This window comes from Rhodococcus sp. NPDC049939, assembly GCF_040656415.1.
Lineage (GTDB): Bacteria > Actinomycetota > Actinomycetes > Mycobacteriales > Mycobacteriaceae > Rhodococcus_F.
Window position 1 is genome coordinate 33986 of the sequence record NZ_JBFAMC010000005.1, and the last position, 15648, is coordinate 49633.

Sequence of the window (15648 nt, forward strand, 5' to 3'; positions counted from 1 at the left end):
ACCCACACATACGAGCCCCTGGCGGGTAGCCCTCGACGGACGTAATTGCCCGATCAATGGAAAGATGATGATCGCCGACACAGCAAACGTGACGACGAACCGGAATTACCTGCAAGTAGCCCGCAAGAGACATTTATCTCGAGCACAATGGGTCACGACCACAAGTCAACCCGAACTCAACAGTCGAGGAGTCAAAAGACATGGCCTTCTCCGTCCAGATGCCAGCGCTTGGTGAGAGTGTCACCGAGGGAACTGTCACGCGGTGGCTCAAGCAGGAAGGAGACACGGTCGAAGTCGACGAACCCCTTCTCGAAGTCTCCACGGACAAGGTCGACACCGAGATCCCCTCCCCCGTGGCCGGCGTTCTCAGCAAGATCGTTGCTCGAGAAGACGACACCGTCGAAATCGGCGGCGAGCTTGCTCTGATCGGCGACGCGGGCGAAGCCCCCACCGCAGATGCTGCCCCCGCTGCGGCACCGGCTGCGCCCGCACCCGAGGAGTCGGCCGAGCCGACGCCCGCAGCGACGCCCGGAACGGGTACCTCCGAGGGCACCGCAGTCACGATGCCCGAACTCGGCGAGTCCGTTACCGAGGGCATCATCACCCGATGGCTCAAGAGCGTCGGTGACGAAATCGCCGTCGACGAACCACTCGTAGAGATTTCGACCGACAAGGTCGACACCGAGATCCCCTCCCCCGTCGCCGGCACACTTCTCGAGATCAGCGCGGCGGAAGACGACACCGTGTCAGTGGGTGGTCAACTCGCGGTCATCGGCTCCGGTTCGCCTGCCGCCAAGCCTGTCGCGCCCGAGCCGACCCCGGCCCCGGCTCCCGCTGCGCCTGAGCCGACCCCAGCCCCGGCCGCGCCGACCCCGAGCCCGACCCCGGCCCCTGCCGCGGCCGAGCCGCCCAAGAGCACCCCAAGTCCCGCGGCGCCTGCCCCGATGGCCACATCTGGAAACAGCACCCCGTACGTCACACCGCTGGTGCGCAAACTCGCCGCCGAGAACAGCGTCGACCTGTCCTCGATCATCGGCACCGGGGTGGGTGGCCGGATTCGTAAGCAGGACGTCCTCGCCGCAGCCGAAGCCAAGAAGGCATCGGCCGCCGCCGCGCCCGCGCCTACCCAGGCAGCAGCAGCCCCGGCGGCATCGGCCCCGGCTGCCACCGCAGGGGTTCGTCCCGAGCTGGCACACTTGCGCGGAACCACGCAGAAGGCCAACCGGATTCGTCAGATCACGGCCACGAAGACCCGCGAGTCCCTTCAGACCACAGCACAGCTCACTCAAACGTTCGAGGTCGACGTCACCAAGATCGCGGCTCTGCGCGAGCAGGCCAAGAGCACCTTCCTGGAACGCGAAGGCGTCAAACTCACGTTCTTGCCCTTCTTCGCGAAGGCCGTCGTCGAGGCGCTGAAGTCGCACCCGAACGTCAACGCCAGCTACGACGAAGCGAACAAGCAGATCACCTACTACGACGCCGAGCATCTCGGTATCGCGGTCGATACCGAACAGGGCCTGCTCTCCCCGGTCATCCACAACGCGGGCGACCTCTCGCTGGCGGGCCTGGCCCGTTCGATCGCGGACATCGCCAAGCGCGCCCGTTCCGGCGGACTCAAGCCAGACGAATTGTCCGGTGGCACCTTCACGATCACAAACATCGGAAGCCAGGGTGCCCTGTTCGATACCCCGATCCTCGTACCCCCGCAAGCCGCGATGCTCGGAACCGGTGCGATAGTCAAACGTCCTGTGGTCGTGACCGACGAGACCGGCAGCGAGTCCATCGGTGTCCGCTCCATGTGTTACCTGCCGCTGACCTATGATCATCGGCTCGTCGACGGTGCCGACGCCGGTCGCTTCCTGACCACGGTCAAACAGCGTCTCGAGGAGGCATCGTTCGAGGCTGATCTCGGCCTGTAGCTCTCTCTGACAGGCGCGTCGGTACGTTCGAATTCGCGCAGGGGCACCATTTCCCGCGGGGATGGTGCCCCTGCTCTGTGAGGAGGTTATTGCACATGCGAGTGGTCGTCGCCGGTTCCTCCGGGCTGATCGGGACTGCTCTCGTCTCGTCACTTCGCGGTGACGGTCACGACGTCATACGGCTCGTGCGCCGGTCACCCGTCGGCCCCGACGAGTCACGCTGGGATCCACAAACAGACCGCCTCGATACGAGGGTCCTCGCCGAAACCGATGCGGTGGTAAATCTGTGCGGAGTCGGAATCGGCAACAAACGGTGGACCGGCGCCTACAAACAAATGATCCGCGACAGCAGGATCGCGGCCACCGATGTCCTCGCCCAGGCGGTTACCGAAGCCGGCGTTCCAGCATTCCTGAACGCGAGCGCGGTCGGTTATTACGGGGACACCGGCGACCGCATTGTCGACGAGAAGTCTGCGTCAGGGACCGGATTCCTTGCAGAGACCTGCCGTGATTGGGAAGCAGCGGCCTCCACCGCAGACACGGCGACGGTCCGAACGGTCCTGCTGCGCAGCGGCATCGTCCTCGCACCGCATGACGGAATACTCGGCCGACTGGCGAGGCTGTATTCACTCGGACTCGGTGGCCGCCTCGGCAACGGCCGCCAGTACCTGTCGTGGATCTCGCTGGAAGACGAGGTCGACGCCATCAAGTTCTTGCTGACGCGGGAAGACGTGTCCGGTCCGGTGAATCTCACTGGTCCGGCCCCAGTCACCAACGCGCAGTTCAGCAGCGCGATGGCGCGGGTGTTGCATCGCCCAGCACCGTGGGTCGTACCCAGATTCGCGCTCAAGGCGCTCGTGGGAGAGTTTGCGCTCGAAGGCGTCCTCACAGGACAACGCGCCATTCCCGCCGTGCTCGAGGACGCCGGATTCCGGTTCCGGCACAACACCGTCGGTGATGCGCTGAGCGCGGCCCTCCTGCAATGACCGCCTCGCTGTGGTCCGTCCTGTATCCCGGCGTAATCTCGAGCACATGAGCAGCGCAGCACGATCCGCCCGCGTCAGCCCAGCTCCGATCGCCGTCGAAGATCTCGGCACGATCAGCTATGTCGCCGCCTGGGACCGCCAACGCGCTCTCGCAGTGGCACGAGCCCAGGACATGGGCGTGGACACCCTGCTCTTGCTCGAACACCCCGCTGTCTACACAGCAGGACGCCGAACCGAGCCCGCGGACCGACCCACCGACGGCACCCCTGTCATCGACGTCGACCGCGGTGGAAAGATCACATGGCACGGTCCGGGGCAGTTGGTCGGATACCCGATCGTGAAATTGGCCGAACCGGTGGACGTCGTGCGCTATGTACGCAGGCTAGAACAGGCACTGATCACCGTTTGCACTGATCTCGGTGTCGAGTGTGGGCGGGTGGACGGACGCTCGGGCGTCTGGTTGCCCGCCTCGCGGAACGGCGAACAGTGGGTGCCCGAGCGGAAGGTTGCGGCGATAGGCGTTCGTGTGCAGCGAGGGGTAGCGCTGCACGGTTTCGCGCTCAATTGCAACTCCATTCTCACCGGATTCGACGCGATCATCCCCTGCGGCATACGCGACGCCGGCGTCACGTCGCTCTCTCGCGAGTTGGGTCGCGATGTCACGGTCGAGGAGGTCAAGCCGGCCGTCACCGCAGCGGTCAGCGCCGCGCTCGATGGCACTCTTCCGGTCACCGAGCACGACATCGAGCGCGTTTCTCTCGATCCCGGTGTCTCCGCGAAGCCCACCTCCGCACCGACCTTCTCCACTGTTCGGTACAGCTGACGTGGCCTCGGCAGCTACTCCCCCCACCCTCAGCGAACACCCGGCCGGAGTACGATCAGTGCCGTGACCGTGGCCCCAGAAGGACGCAAACTGCTCCGCCTCGAGATCCGGAACTCGGAAACTCCGATCGAACGCAAGCCGAACTGGATCAAGACCCGGGCCAAGATGGGACCGGAGTATTCCGAGCTCAAGGGCCTCGTGAGGCGCGAGGGCCTGCACACCGTGTGCGAGGAAGCAGGCTGCCCCAACATCTACGAGTGCTGGGAAGACCGCGAGGCGACGTTCCTCATCGGCGGTCAGCAGTGCACCCGCCGCTGTGACTTCTGTCAGATCGACACGGGCAAGCCCGACGACCTCGATCGCGACGAACCCCGGCGTGTCGCCGAGTCCGTACACGCGATGGGGTTGCGGTACTCGACCGTCACGGGCGTCGCCCGCGACGATCTCCCCGACGGGGGCGCCTGGCTCTACGCCGAAACCGTACGCCTGATCCACGAACTCAATCCTGGAACCGGCGTCGAACTGCTGATCCCCGATTTCAATGCGAAACCGGAACAGCTGGCCGAGGTGTTCGGTGCCCGACCGGAGGTCTTGGCGCACAACGTCGAGACCGTACCCCGCATCTTCAAGCGGATCCGGCCTGCGTTTCGCTATCAGCGCAGTCTGGACGTGATCACCGCGGCGCGTGAGGACAACCTCGTCACCAAGTCCAACCTCATCCTCGGGATGGGAGAGACCCCGGACGAGGTCACGCAGGCGCTTCACGACCTGCACGATGCAGGCTGCGACATCATCACGATCACCCAGTACCTGCGACCCTCCCCTCGGCACCACCCCGTCGAGCGGTGGGTCAAGCCAGAGGAGTTCGTCGAGCACTCACAGACCGCCGAGCAGATCGGGTTCGCCGGTGTGATGGCCGGGCCCCTGGTTCGTTCGTCGTACCGCGCCGGCCGACTCTACGCGCAGGCGATGGCCCACCACGGTCGCGAGTTGCCTGTCGGCCAGGAACATCTGGCCGAAGGCGGCAGCGCATCGCAGGAGGCAAGTTCCGTTCTGTCTCGTCTCGCCAACTGACCGCGCCGCGTACGCGGTGATCGGCTCGGGACGGGTAACTACCGCAAGCGGCTCGGGACGTATCCTGAACAGCATGGCGAACGGTAGGAAATCCGGCAAAGCGGGCAAACCCAGTAAAGAAGCAAAGGCAGCCGCCAAGGCAGCCCGCAAGCAGGCGTCGAAGGAACGCAGGACTCAGCTCTGGCAGGCATTCCAGATGCAGCGCAAGGAAGACAAGCTGCTTCTGCCGATCATGCTCGGCATATTGATCGGACTCACGGCGGTGTTCTTCCTCGTCGGTCTGATCTGGGGCATCCAGTGGTTCCTCCTGCCGATCGGACTCATGCTCGGGGTACTCGGTGCATTCATCATCTTCGGTCGGCGCGTGCAGAAGACGGTCTACGGCAAGGCCGAAGGCCAGGCCGGCGCGGCGGCTTGGGCGCTCGACAACATGCAGGGCTCGTGGCGCGTCACCAACGCCATCGCGGGCACCGCTCAACTCGACGCCGTTCATCGCGTAATCGGACGTCCCGGCATCATCCTCGTCGCCGAGGGATCGCCGCAACGGGTCAAGTCGCTCCTGGCGCAGGAGAAGAAGAAGGCGGCCCGCTTGGTCGGTGACACCCCGATCTACGACTTCGTCGTCGGCAACGACGAGGGCCAGATTCCGCTGTCCCAGTTGCAGAGACGTCTGAACAAGCTTCCGAAGAACATCGACAACAAGCGGATGGACGCGATCGAGTCCCGGCTGGCGGCTCTCAACAGTCGCGGCAGCGGCGGAGGCGCCGCACTGCCGAAGGGTCCGATGCCCGGCGGCGCGAAGATGCGTGGCGTGCAGCGCACCATCCGTCGCCGCTAGTTGCCTTGCGTCGTTCGGGCCGATCGACGCAGGTCAGGTCCAGGTCAGCGTGTTCGCACCAACGCGGTACCGGTGGCCCGGTCCTGCATGCCCCGGCCGTCGACGTCCGTGATGGTTCCCGGAATCACGACCGAGAGCAAGGCTTGTCGGCCCAATGCGCGGACGAAACCCACGCGGGGCGCTAGTCCGTCGACCCGAGCAACGTGTATACCGAGGCAGAACTGGCCCGGTGTGAACGAGAACAGCGTCACGGTCACGATTCCGATGACGAACCACACGGCCAGCGTGACTGTCGAGAACGGGCCTTCGTAGAAGCGGTCACCGATGATCAGCGCGGCGATGCCTGCTGACGACACCCAGTCGATCATCAGCGCCGCAAGCCGTCGACCTGTACTCGCGAGTGCGCCAGGCCCGTCTTCCTGCAAGCCGAGGCGCTCACCCCGATAGGCCTGCTTCATCGAATCGGCGCCGTCCGGCAGCGCAGATGAGGGTCCGGAAAGCCAGGAGCCGGTGATTCGTGCCATGCTGTCAAGGATAGGCGTCTCGTCTCGATGGACTTCAAACCGGAGTTGTGGGCTGTGTACACACTCACATCCGGCCGAGAAGACTCCGGAGGATTCGACGTGTAACACGGGCGAAACACGAGGTTGACCAGCGAGCAACACCAAGTCTCTACGGTTTGGCACAAACGGATTCGCCTGTATTCAGTTGACTGAAGCAACATAAGGAGCGCAAGCGTGGCCTTCACCACGGCCGAAGAGGTCATCAAGTTCATCAAGGAAGAGGAGGTCGAGTACGTCGACATCCGGTTCAGCGATCTGCCTGGCGTTCAGCAGCACTTCTCGATCCCGGCCTCCGCGTTCACCCTCGACACTTTCGAGGACGGTCTCGCTTTCGACGGTTCGTCCGTCCGAGGCTTCCAGTCGATCCACGAGTCGGACATGATGCTGCTCCCCGATGTCGCGACCGCCCAGATCGACCCTTTCCGCTCAGCTAAGACGCTGAACATCAACTTCTTCGTCCACGACCCGTTCACTCGTGAGTCCTACAGCCGCGACCCGCGCAATGTCGCTCGCAAGGCCGAGGAATACCTGAAGTCGACCGGCATCGCGGACACCGCGTACTTCGGCGCCGAAGCGGAGTTCTACATCTTCGACTCGATCCGCTACGACTCGAGCATGAACGGCTCGTTCTACGAAATCGACTCCGTGTCGGCGTCCTGGAACACCGGCTCCGAGTTGAACCCCGATGGCACCCCGAACCTCGGGTACAAGGTCCGCCCCAAGGGCGGCTACTTCCCCGTCGCGCCGTACGACCACTACGTCGACCTCCGCGACGAGATCGCCACCAACCTGCAAAAGGCCGGTTTCGACCTCGAGCGCGGCCACCACGAAGTTGGCACCGCGGGCCAGGCGGAGATCAACTACAAGTTCAACACGCTGCTCGCGGCGGCAGATGACCTGCAGCTGTTCAAGTACATCGTGAAGAACACGGCATGGAAGCACGGCAAGTCCGCGACCTTCATGCCGAAGCCTCTCTTCGGTGACAACGGCTCAGGCATGCACGTGCACCAGTCGCTGTGGAAGGACGGAAAGCCGTTGTTCCACGACGAGGCCGGCTATGCGGGCCTGTCCGACACGGCACGCCACTACATCGGCGGCATCCTGCACCACGCACCGTCGCTGTTGGCCTTCACCAACCCGACGATCAACTCGTACCACCGTCTCGTGCCCGGCTTCGAAGCCCCCATCAACCTGGTGTACAGCCAGCGCAACCGCTCCGCGGCCGTGCGCATCCCGATCACCGGAAACAACCCGAAGGCCAAGCGCCTCGAGTTCCGCGCCCCCGACTCCTCAGGAAACCCGTACCTGAACTTCGCGGCGCAGATGATGGCGGGCTTGGACGGCATCAAGAACAAGATCGAGCCGCAGGCGCCGGTCGACAAGGACCTCTACGAACTCCCGCCGGAGGAGGCCCGCAACATCCCGCAGGCACCCACGAGCCTGGCGGCTGTCATCGACCGGCTCGAGGCAGACCACGACTACCTCACCGAGGGTGGCGTGTTCACGACCGACCTGATCGAGACCTGGATCTCGCTCAAGCGCGAGCAGGAAATCGCTCCGGTCAACCTGCGTCCGCACCCGTACGAGTTCCAGCTGTACTACGACGTGTGAGCCGTAGAGCGCTCTGAGCTGCGGCACTTCGCCACAGCGCAATAGCTTGACCCGAGTCCACCCGCACCGCGATCACTACCCATCGCAGTGCGGGTGGACTCGTCTGCGTCTGGCGACAAGTCCCCCCGTCGATCAACCACGACACGGCAGACTCTTCGGACCCGTTGGTGGCCGACTTCGTGATCTACTGACCATCAGCAACAATACCGACCCGTCTTGCGGCTACCAGTTGAAACCGACACCCGGACACCCGCTCGACAACAGAACAGGACACTCACGCGATGACGACCGCACCGCAGCCGTTCGACAAGGACGCCGACAAGACTCTGACACCGCAACCGGAGATCCAGCCGAACCCTGCGCAGGACCAGCCGCAGTATGGACCGCCGAACACCGGGTACCCGTACCCCCAGCCTCAGCAGCAACCGCAGGCATTCGATCAAAACGGGCAGGCCCAGGCCTACGCGCAGGCTGGTGGGCAGCCGCCCCAGTTCCCTGGGTATCAGTACCCTCAGCATCCGCAGCAGGGGTACCAGTACCCACCTGGGCAGTTCGGGCAGCACCCGCAAGGGCATTTCCCGCCGCAGGGCTACTACCCACCGCAGGGCGCGCCGACGTCCGTCGCTCAGGCTGTCACCGTGAACAACGTGATCCGTGGTGCGGGTCCGCGCACCCCGCACCTGATTCACTTCATCCTGACGATTCTGACGGCTGGGCTGTGGCTGCCGATTTGGATCATCCACGCACTGATCAACTCGTCCCGTCGATGATCTCTCACGCCGTACTGGTGTAGGAAAGAGCCGAATGACGCCGCCGTCTCCATAGTCGGAGTGGCGGCGTCATTGGCTGGAACACCCTCGACACGGCCGAGCGGCGCTATACCCGGGTGTTGGCAGGAACTGCCCTGGGCTCCCTCGATGCACTCTGCTCGGCGCGCAGCGCCAGGGTCGCATCCGTGTCGACCAGACCATCCGCGGAGAGGGCTACCAGGTAGACCTCCTCGGCCTGCTGCAGTGAGACATATCCGGCCAGGACATCGGCGGCTACCGCCTCGGGCGGACGCTTGGACGGGTCACCCCAGCCACCGCCCCCAGCGGTGCACTGCGACAGGACCTCACCGGCTCCGAGCGCCAGGTTGTAGACCTTGCTGCCGAATTCCGTTGCAGCAGGCCGTTGTTCGGGTTCTCCCGGATCGATGGTGTAAGACGCGGGAGCTCCGGCCAACCCGTCCTCGAAGCCCCACGGTGGCACCCGCACCCGGTCACCCATGATCGAAACCGTGGCCTCGTGCCCGATAACACGGATGTCGCGCCTGATCCCGAGACCGCCGCGGTGGATACCCGGCCCCCCACTGTCGGTACGCAATTCGTAGCGCTCCACACGCACCGGGTACTGGTCTTCGATGACCTCCACCGGCACGTTCGTGATGTTGCCGACGATCGACCAGACCGCGTTGTGACCGTCGCGGTCACGGTTGGCGCCCCACCCGCCCTCTGGGTATTCGTACAGCACATACTTACGGCCGGAACGCGGGTCCATGCCACTGATGATTTTGTTGTTCCCCGATCCCTGATCGCAGGTCATCACTCGCGGCCCGCCGTCTTCGCATCGTGGGATGCTTGCCAGTGCCCGGAACATGGTGTTGTGGACGACGATCGCGGTCTCGACGCCTCCGGTGCACGGTGCGGGGAATCGCGGATTCACGATCGTGCCCTCGGGCGCGAAGATCTTGATCGGTTGGTAGCAGCCGGCGTTGGGTTCGATATCCGGGTCGGTGGCCGCCTGGAACACCATGTACACCCCCGCGCAAGTGCAGCCCAGCACGCTGTTGAGCGGGCCCTCGACTTGCTCGGAGGACCCGGTGAAGTCGACCTCGGCCTCATCGCCGTCGATACGCACGGTGATGTTGATGACGCGGGGGACGTCGGTGATGCCGTTATTGTCTATGAAGTCCTGCGCGCGGTATTCACCGTCGGGCAACCGCCTGATCGCCTGGCGGGTGCGACGCTCGGACTGGTCGAGGATCAGCGTCATTGCGACCTGCACCCCGATCGCGCCGTAGCGTTCTGCGAGCTCGGTAAGCCGACGGATGGCGGTGCGGTTGGCCGACATCTGGGCCTCGAAGTCCACCCGCAGTTCGTCGGGTAGCCGGGTGTTGCCGACGATGAAATCGAGCAGGTGCTCGTCGAGCACGCCGCGGTGTACCAGCTTGACTGGCTCGATCCGCAGCCCCTCCTGATAGTTTTCGCGCGCTTCGGAATAGAAGCTCCCCGCGCTGGTGCCCCCGATGTCCAGTTGATGCGCGCGGTTCACGGCGTAGCCGAGCAACTTGTCGTCGCAAAAAACCGGTGCCACGAAAGTGACGTCGGGCAGATGGGTTCCACCCAGGTAAGGGTCATTGAAGACCACCATGTCACCGGGCTCGAGTCCTTCGACGCCGAACGCATCGGTCACCACCTTGGTGGCGAACACCATGGATCCGAGGTGGATGGGCAGGAACTCACCGTGGGTCACCATCTGGCCGTGTGCGTCGAAGATCGCGCAGGAGTAGTCGTTGCCTTCGTTGAAGATCGGCGAGCACGACGTCCTCGACAGCGTGACCCCCATCTCGCGGGATATCGAAATCAGCGCGTGACCGATTACCTGCAGGGTAAACGGGTCCATCGTCGTAGGGCTCACGGTTCTTCCTTCGTGATCAGCAGGCACCCGCCTGCGTCTCGCCGCGCGGACCAGCCAGGGGCGATCAGCGTTGTCGCGTCCTCCTGGTGCAGCACCGCAGGACCCGAAAGTACCTCCCCTGCAAGCAGAGCCCCGCGGGCGAGCACCCGGGTGTCGGTGAACTGATCGATCGAGTCGAAGTACACCGGGCGCGTCTGCGCATCGTTGCTGCACTCCACCTCGGCCCACGCCCAGGACACGTTGGGGTCGGGCTGGTGGGCGATGCCAGTGACTCGGATGGTGACCAGTTCGACCCCAACATTGTCGAAATGGTGACCGTACTGGCGTTCGTGGGCCGCACTGAACGCGGTTGCAAGCGCGCTGAGGGACTCCTCGCTGACCTGAAGACCGTCATGGCGCACCACCAATTCGTGTGCCTGTCCGGCGTAGTGAAGACTGGCCCATAACGCCAAGTCGACCAGTGGGCGGTCGTAGCCCTCCCCGGCGAGGAAACCAGTCACTTCCTCGACGAGGCGGTTCACCGTCGTACTCAGCACGGCAACATCGAGACCTGCCATGGGCCTGTTGATCGAGCGCAATGCGTCGCGGCGCGGCGGAGCCAAAATCGCGCCGAATGCCGACGTGCAACCGGGAAACGGCGGCACGACAACGGTGGTGATGCCGAGGCCATCGGCGATATCAAGAGCATGGACCGGCCCTCCTCCACCGAACGGCGCCAGCGCATACCGGCGCGGATCGCGTCCGCGCTGCACCGAGATCGTCCGCACCGCGTTGACCATCGCGGCGTTCACCAGCCGCACGATCCCGGCGGCGGCCTTCTCGATACTGATGCCCATTGGCTGGGCGATTTCGCGGTCGATGGCCTCACGCGCGGCAGCCAGCTCGAGAGTCAGGTGACCGCCGAGCGGTGTCTCCTCGTCGTAGCGTCCCAGCACCAGGTTCGCGTCGGTGACGGTGGGTTGGGTTCCGCCCCGGCCGTAGCAGGCCGGTCCGGGTGTGCTGCCAGCCGAGGCGGGTCCCACACGCAGCGCCCCGCCGGTATCGAACCACGCAATCGAGCCACCCCCTGCGCCGATCGTGTGGAGGTCGAGAGTCGGGTAGGCGATGTCCAAGCCGCCCACCCTCAGATCCAGGCGCTCGTCGGGAACACCGCCCTGCACGCCCGACACGTCGCAGCTGGTGCCGCCCATATCGAGTGTCACAACGTCAGGTTTGCCGGCCTGGTCAGCCAGCCAACGCGCCGCCGACACTCCCCCGGCCGGTCCGGACAAGAGAATCGGGATGGGTGATTTCGCGGCAGCGCCCGCACCAATCACCCCACCCCCGTTGGTCATCACGGACAGCCGCTTCGAGGAAACCCCGCGCTGCTCGAGTCCCGCGCTGAGCCGGCTGACGAAGTTTCGCACCACAGGGGCGACAAACGCAGCAGTGACGGTCGTCGACGTCCGCTCGTACTCTCGCAACACCGGTAGCACATCGCTGGAGCAGAACACTGCCTCGGCGCCGCCCTCCTCGAGGACGATCTCGCGCGCCCGCAGCTCGTTGGAAGGGTTCCGGAACGAGAACAGAAAAGAGATCCCCATCGCGGTCACCCCCAGCTCGCGTAGCTCGCGCCACGCGGCACGAACTCCATCTTCATCGAGTTCGGTGATGATCTCGCCGGCGCTGTCGACCCGTTCGTCGACTTCCTTGCGCAGATGGCGGGGCACCAGCGGCGCCGGGATGATCTCGTAGAGGTCGAAAAGTCGCTCACGGTGAGTGCGGCGGATCTCCAAGACGTCCCGGAACCCGGCGGTCGTCAACAATCCCGTGGAGGCCCCACTCCGGGTCAGAATGGCGTTGGCCGCCAGGGTGGTACCCAGCTTGACGTGACCGACATCAGCGCTGTCGACACCGGCAGCGTCGAATGCTGCCATGATGCCCTCAGCCGGTTGACGTAAGTCGGTGGCCGTCTTGAAGCAACGCGCTGATCCGGTCTCCTCGTCTAGGACGACGACATCCGTAAACGTGCCACCGACGTCGATCCCGATTCGATTCACGCTTCACTCACCGACCGTGCTCGGACCAGCCGAAATATGACGCCGCCATCCCACGGTCGGAATGGCGACGCCGAACGCCTCTGCGATACAGGTATAGGTTGCGTCGCTGCGCTACGCCCGAGCGGCTGCCTACCGACCAGCGACTTCGGGGCACTGCGATCGGGTTCACCCGATGCCGATCACCGATATCGAATCGTCGCTCGTGTTGGTGGCGTAAGCATGGGTCCCGTCCGGACTGATCGCCAACGCCCTAGTGGATCTCCCGGCGGGAACGGTATCGATCACTGTGTGTCCGGCGGTCTCGAATATCGACACGGAACCGTCGATACTGTTGGCGACATATGCACGAGTCCCGTCCGGGGTCACGGCCACTTCGTTCGGGCCCCCCTTGGCGGGGACGGTATCGATCACGGTGTTACCAGCGGTCTCGATCACCGACATCGTTTCGTCCACTGCGTTGGTCACGTAAGCGCGCGAGCCGTCAGGGGTCACCGTTACCCCGTTCAAAGGCCCCCCAGTGGGGACGATATCGATCACACTGTTACCGGCGGTCTCGATCACAAGCACGTCGTCACCGGCGGTGACGTAGGCATGAGACCCGTCCGGGGTGATGTCCAACCCCCATGGGGACTCCCCGGCGGGAACGGTATCGATCACGGTGTTACCGGCCGTCTCGATCACCGACACACCGTCACGGGTGGCGACGTAGGCGCGAGACCCGTCCGGGGTGAAGTCCAGCCCCGTGGCAGAACTGCCGACGGGGACGCTGTCGATCACGGTGTTACGGGCCGTCTCGATCACCGTCACCCAACCGGTCTCGTTGGTGACGTAGGCGCGGTCCCCGTCCGGGGTCACCGCCACTCCGAACGGAGAACTGCCGTTTCTGACGGTTGCGGTCACATTGTTGCCGGCGGTCTCGATCACCGACACCGAACCGTCGTTGCGGTTGGCGACGTAGGCACGAGTCCCGTCAGGAGTGAAGGCTACCCCTCTGGGGTAGGCCCCCACCGAGATCGGATCGCGGGCGGAATCCTCCGCATCCTCGGCCGCGGTAGCCACCCCGGTCCCGGCCATGCCCAACACCATCCCGAGAACCGCTGTCAACCCGAGCGCCGAACGCCGAATCCTCTCCCCAACCGTGGCACAACCGCGAAACCCGTTGTAGTACTTCACACTTTCTCCTGCCTCATAGATCGTGCCCGCCGCACTCCGGACAGTCTTTCCGCTCAGGCAGTGCAAAGGCAGACATGCGCAATGAACGCAGCGACTACTTCCTCGAAGACGGCACCAACTCGGTTCCAGCAACACAGTAAAGCGCCTCCCCTGCCACCGCTAGCCGCGTGCACCGGAACATCTTTCGTCGAACCCGCACCGCAGACACCGTCAAGTTTGCGGCGGTTCTCATGCCCGGCAAGCTCTCAACCAGCAAGTACGAACGGTGAAGTCGCGACAGGATTAACCATGTCACTACAGGGCAGCCGGAAGCGTCGACCCCCTTCCCTGAGAATTCTCCAAGAATCCGACAACACCCGAAATGTCTCATTACGGTTTGCATCCACGAATGATCCGACCGAAATACACCTACCCCCGCGCGGATTCCCGTACCACCACGAGACCCATCCCCACCAGATGCACAGACCTGCAACATGACTCGGCGTGGCCAGCTGGACCCGGACACCCCACCGCGGCCTCTGCGCTGTCAAGGGCGACGTCGAGCTGCAGCGATCGGATTCACCTGTCGATGGCGATCACCGATACCGTGTTGTCCTCGCTGTTGGCGACGTAGGCGTGGGCCCCGTCCGGGCTGATCGCGACCGATTGGGGATCCGCCCCGACGGGGACGGTCTCTGTCACGGTGTTGTAGGTGGTCTCGATCACCGACACCGTCGAGTCCACTGCGTTGGTGACGTAAACGCGCGAGCCGTCCGGGGTGACCGCCGCCGCGTTCGTGGTTGCTCCAACCGGAACGATCTCGCTCACGGTGTTGTCGGCGGTCTCGATCACCGACATCGTTGCACCCAATGCATTGGTCACATAGACGTGAGAGTTGTCCGGTGTGACCACCACCCCTACAGGGCGCCCCTCGACGGGAACGGTCTTGATCACGGTGTTGTCGGCGGTCTCGATCACCGAGACCGTTTGTTCATCAGCGTTGGCTACGTAGATGTGAGAGCCGTCCGGGGTGATCGCCAACGCGGTTGGGAGGCGCCCGACCTCGATGGAATCGGTCACGGTGTCGTCGCCAGTGTCGATGACCGACACCGAATCACTCAAGAAGTTGGTGACGTAGATGCTGGACCCATCCGGCGCGATGGCTATGGCGTAAGGCGAGTCTCCGACGGGTATCGCACCGGTCAGGGTGTTAGCACCGGTCTCGATCACCGACATCGTTGCGTCCGCTGCGTTGGTGATATAGACACGGGACCCGTCCGGGGTGACAGCCAATCCAAATGGGAAGTCCCCGACCCCGATGGCATCGGTCACGAGGTTGTTGGCGGTGTCGATCACCGACACCGAACGACTCAAGAAGTTGGTGACGTAGAGGTGGGACCCGTCCGGCGTGATGACCACCTCAGACGGGTCTGCCTCGACGGGGACGGTATCGACAACAGCATCCGCTGTAGCGATGGATGGCTCGAAACCCACTCCAGCGGTGACTAATCCGGCAGCCACGATTGCGCTGGTCAGACGGCGCATATTTCACCTCATAGAGTAGATACTCTTCGGTCGGTGCCAGCTGGAAATCTGGTTGATCCGGCCAACCTGCTCTCGATCCGGACGATCGAACCGACCGCCATGGCTGCTGGCAACAAAGGGTGTCATCCTCCGCGGTTCACCGTAGAGCGCCTTGACGGGAACCGTCTAGTCGCTTGCGCGGGAGCACCTTTCGTTCGGTCACATCGTCCACGTAGCCAAGTTTGCAGCTGCTCACATGCACGATAGTTGCCTCACCAGTGAATGAGGCGGGTGCCGACGTGGAAGTGTTAACCGTGATGCGCATCGTCACCCGGCTGACCCGAGGCGTCGATCGGCGCGCCGGGATTTCTCGCAACATGCTGCACTCGCGAGTGATCCATAGCACCGTAGGAACCAGTACGCGGTATTTTCGAATGCGC

At 64.1% G+C, this 15648-nt stretch carries 12 protein-coding genes; 7 read left to right on the forward strand and 5 right to left on the reverse strand.

Translation table 11 applies throughout. The features are described from left to right. Positions 1-200 precede the first annotated feature (200 nt). The 5 genes from sucB (at position 201) to AB0I57_RS17080 (ending at position 5640) form a co-directional block, all read left to right on the forward strand. Positions 201-1919, forward strand: coding sequence for a 2-oxoglutarate dehydrogenase, E2 component, dihydrolipoamide succinyltransferase (gene sucB / locus AB0I57_RS17060; RefSeq protein WP_358337658.1), 1719 nt, complete (start codon positions 201-203; stop codon positions 1917-1919). Between the two features lie 95 nt (positions 1920-2014). Further along, positions 2015-2905 (forward strand): TIGR01777 family oxidoreductase, encoded by an 891-nt coding sequence (locus AB0I57_RS17065; RefSeq protein ID WP_358337661.1) that lies wholly within the window; start codon positions 2015-2017, stop codon positions 2903-2905. Between the two features lie 46 nt (positions 2906-2951). Continuing rightward, on the forward strand, positions 2952-3728 hold the full coding sequence (gene lipB, locus AB0I57_RS17070; protein WP_358337663.1) for a lipoyl(octanoyl) transferase LipB: 777 nt from the start codon (positions 2952-2954) through the stop codon (positions 3726-3728). 63 nt (positions 3729-3791) lie between these two features. Continuing rightward, the gene (gene lipA / locus AB0I57_RS17075; protein WP_358337666.1) at positions 3792-4802 is read left to right on the forward strand and encodes a lipoyl synthase; all 1011 of its coding nucleotides are present in this window, start codon (positions 3792-3794) and stop codon (positions 4800-4802) included. Positions 4803-4875: 73 nt separating this feature from the next. After that, a complete protein-coding gene (locus AB0I57_RS17080; RefSeq protein ID WP_358337669.1) occupies positions 4876-5640 on the forward strand; it encodes a DUF4191 domain-containing protein in 765 nt (254 codons plus the stop codon). A gap of 44 nt (positions 5641-5684) precedes the next feature. Here the strand turns inward: AB0I57_RS17080 and AB0I57_RS17085 are convergent, their stop codons facing one another. After that, on the reverse strand, positions 5685-6164 hold the full coding sequence (locus AB0I57_RS17085; protein ID WP_358337672.1) for an RDD family protein: 480 nt from the start codon (positions 6162-6164) through the stop codon (positions 5685-5687). Between the two features lie 213 nt (positions 6165-6377). On the opposite strand from AB0I57_RS17085, the gene glnA reads away from it, so the two are divergent. Further along, a complete protein-coding gene (gene glnA / locus AB0I57_RS17090; protein ID WP_358337675.1) occupies positions 6378-7814 on the forward strand; it encodes a type I glutamate--ammonia ligase in 1437 nt (478 codons plus the stop codon). A gap of 281 nt (positions 7815-8095) precedes the next feature. After that, positions 8096-8584, forward strand: coding sequence for a hypothetical protein (locus AB0I57_RS17095; RefSeq protein ID WP_358337678.1), 489 nt, complete (start codon positions 8096-8098; stop codon positions 8582-8584). Positions 8585-8690: 106 nt separating this feature from the next. Here the strand turns inward: AB0I57_RS17095 and AB0I57_RS17100 are convergent, their stop codons facing one another. From AB0I57_RS17100 to AB0I57_RS17115, 4 genes are all read right to left on the reverse strand, one after another. After that, the gene (locus AB0I57_RS17100; RefSeq protein ID WP_358337681.1) at positions 8691-10493 is read right to left on the reverse strand and encodes a hydantoinase B/oxoprolinase family protein; all 1803 of its coding nucleotides are present in this window, start codon (positions 10491-10493) and stop codon (positions 8691-8693) included. Further along, a complete protein-coding gene (locus tag AB0I57_RS17105) occupies positions 10490-12532 on the reverse strand; it encodes a hydantoinase/oxoprolinase family protein (RefSeq protein WP_358337684.1) in 2043 nt (680 codons plus the stop codon). The genes AB0I57_RS17100 and AB0I57_RS17105 overlap by 4 nt, the downstream gene beginning before the upstream one ends. A 165-nt stretch (positions 12533-12697) precedes the next feature. Beyond that, positions 12698-13705, reverse strand: coding sequence for a YncE family protein (locus tag AB0I57_RS17110; RefSeq protein WP_358337687.1), 1008 nt, complete (start codon positions 13703-13705; stop codon positions 12698-12700). A 558-nt stretch (positions 13706-14263) separates the two neighbouring features. Next, positions 14264-15229 (reverse strand): beta-propeller fold lactonase family protein, encoded by a 966-nt coding sequence (locus tag AB0I57_RS17115; RefSeq protein ID WP_358337690.1) that lies wholly within the window; start codon positions 15227-15229, stop codon positions 14264-14266. Positions 15230-15648 lie beyond the last annotated feature (419 nt).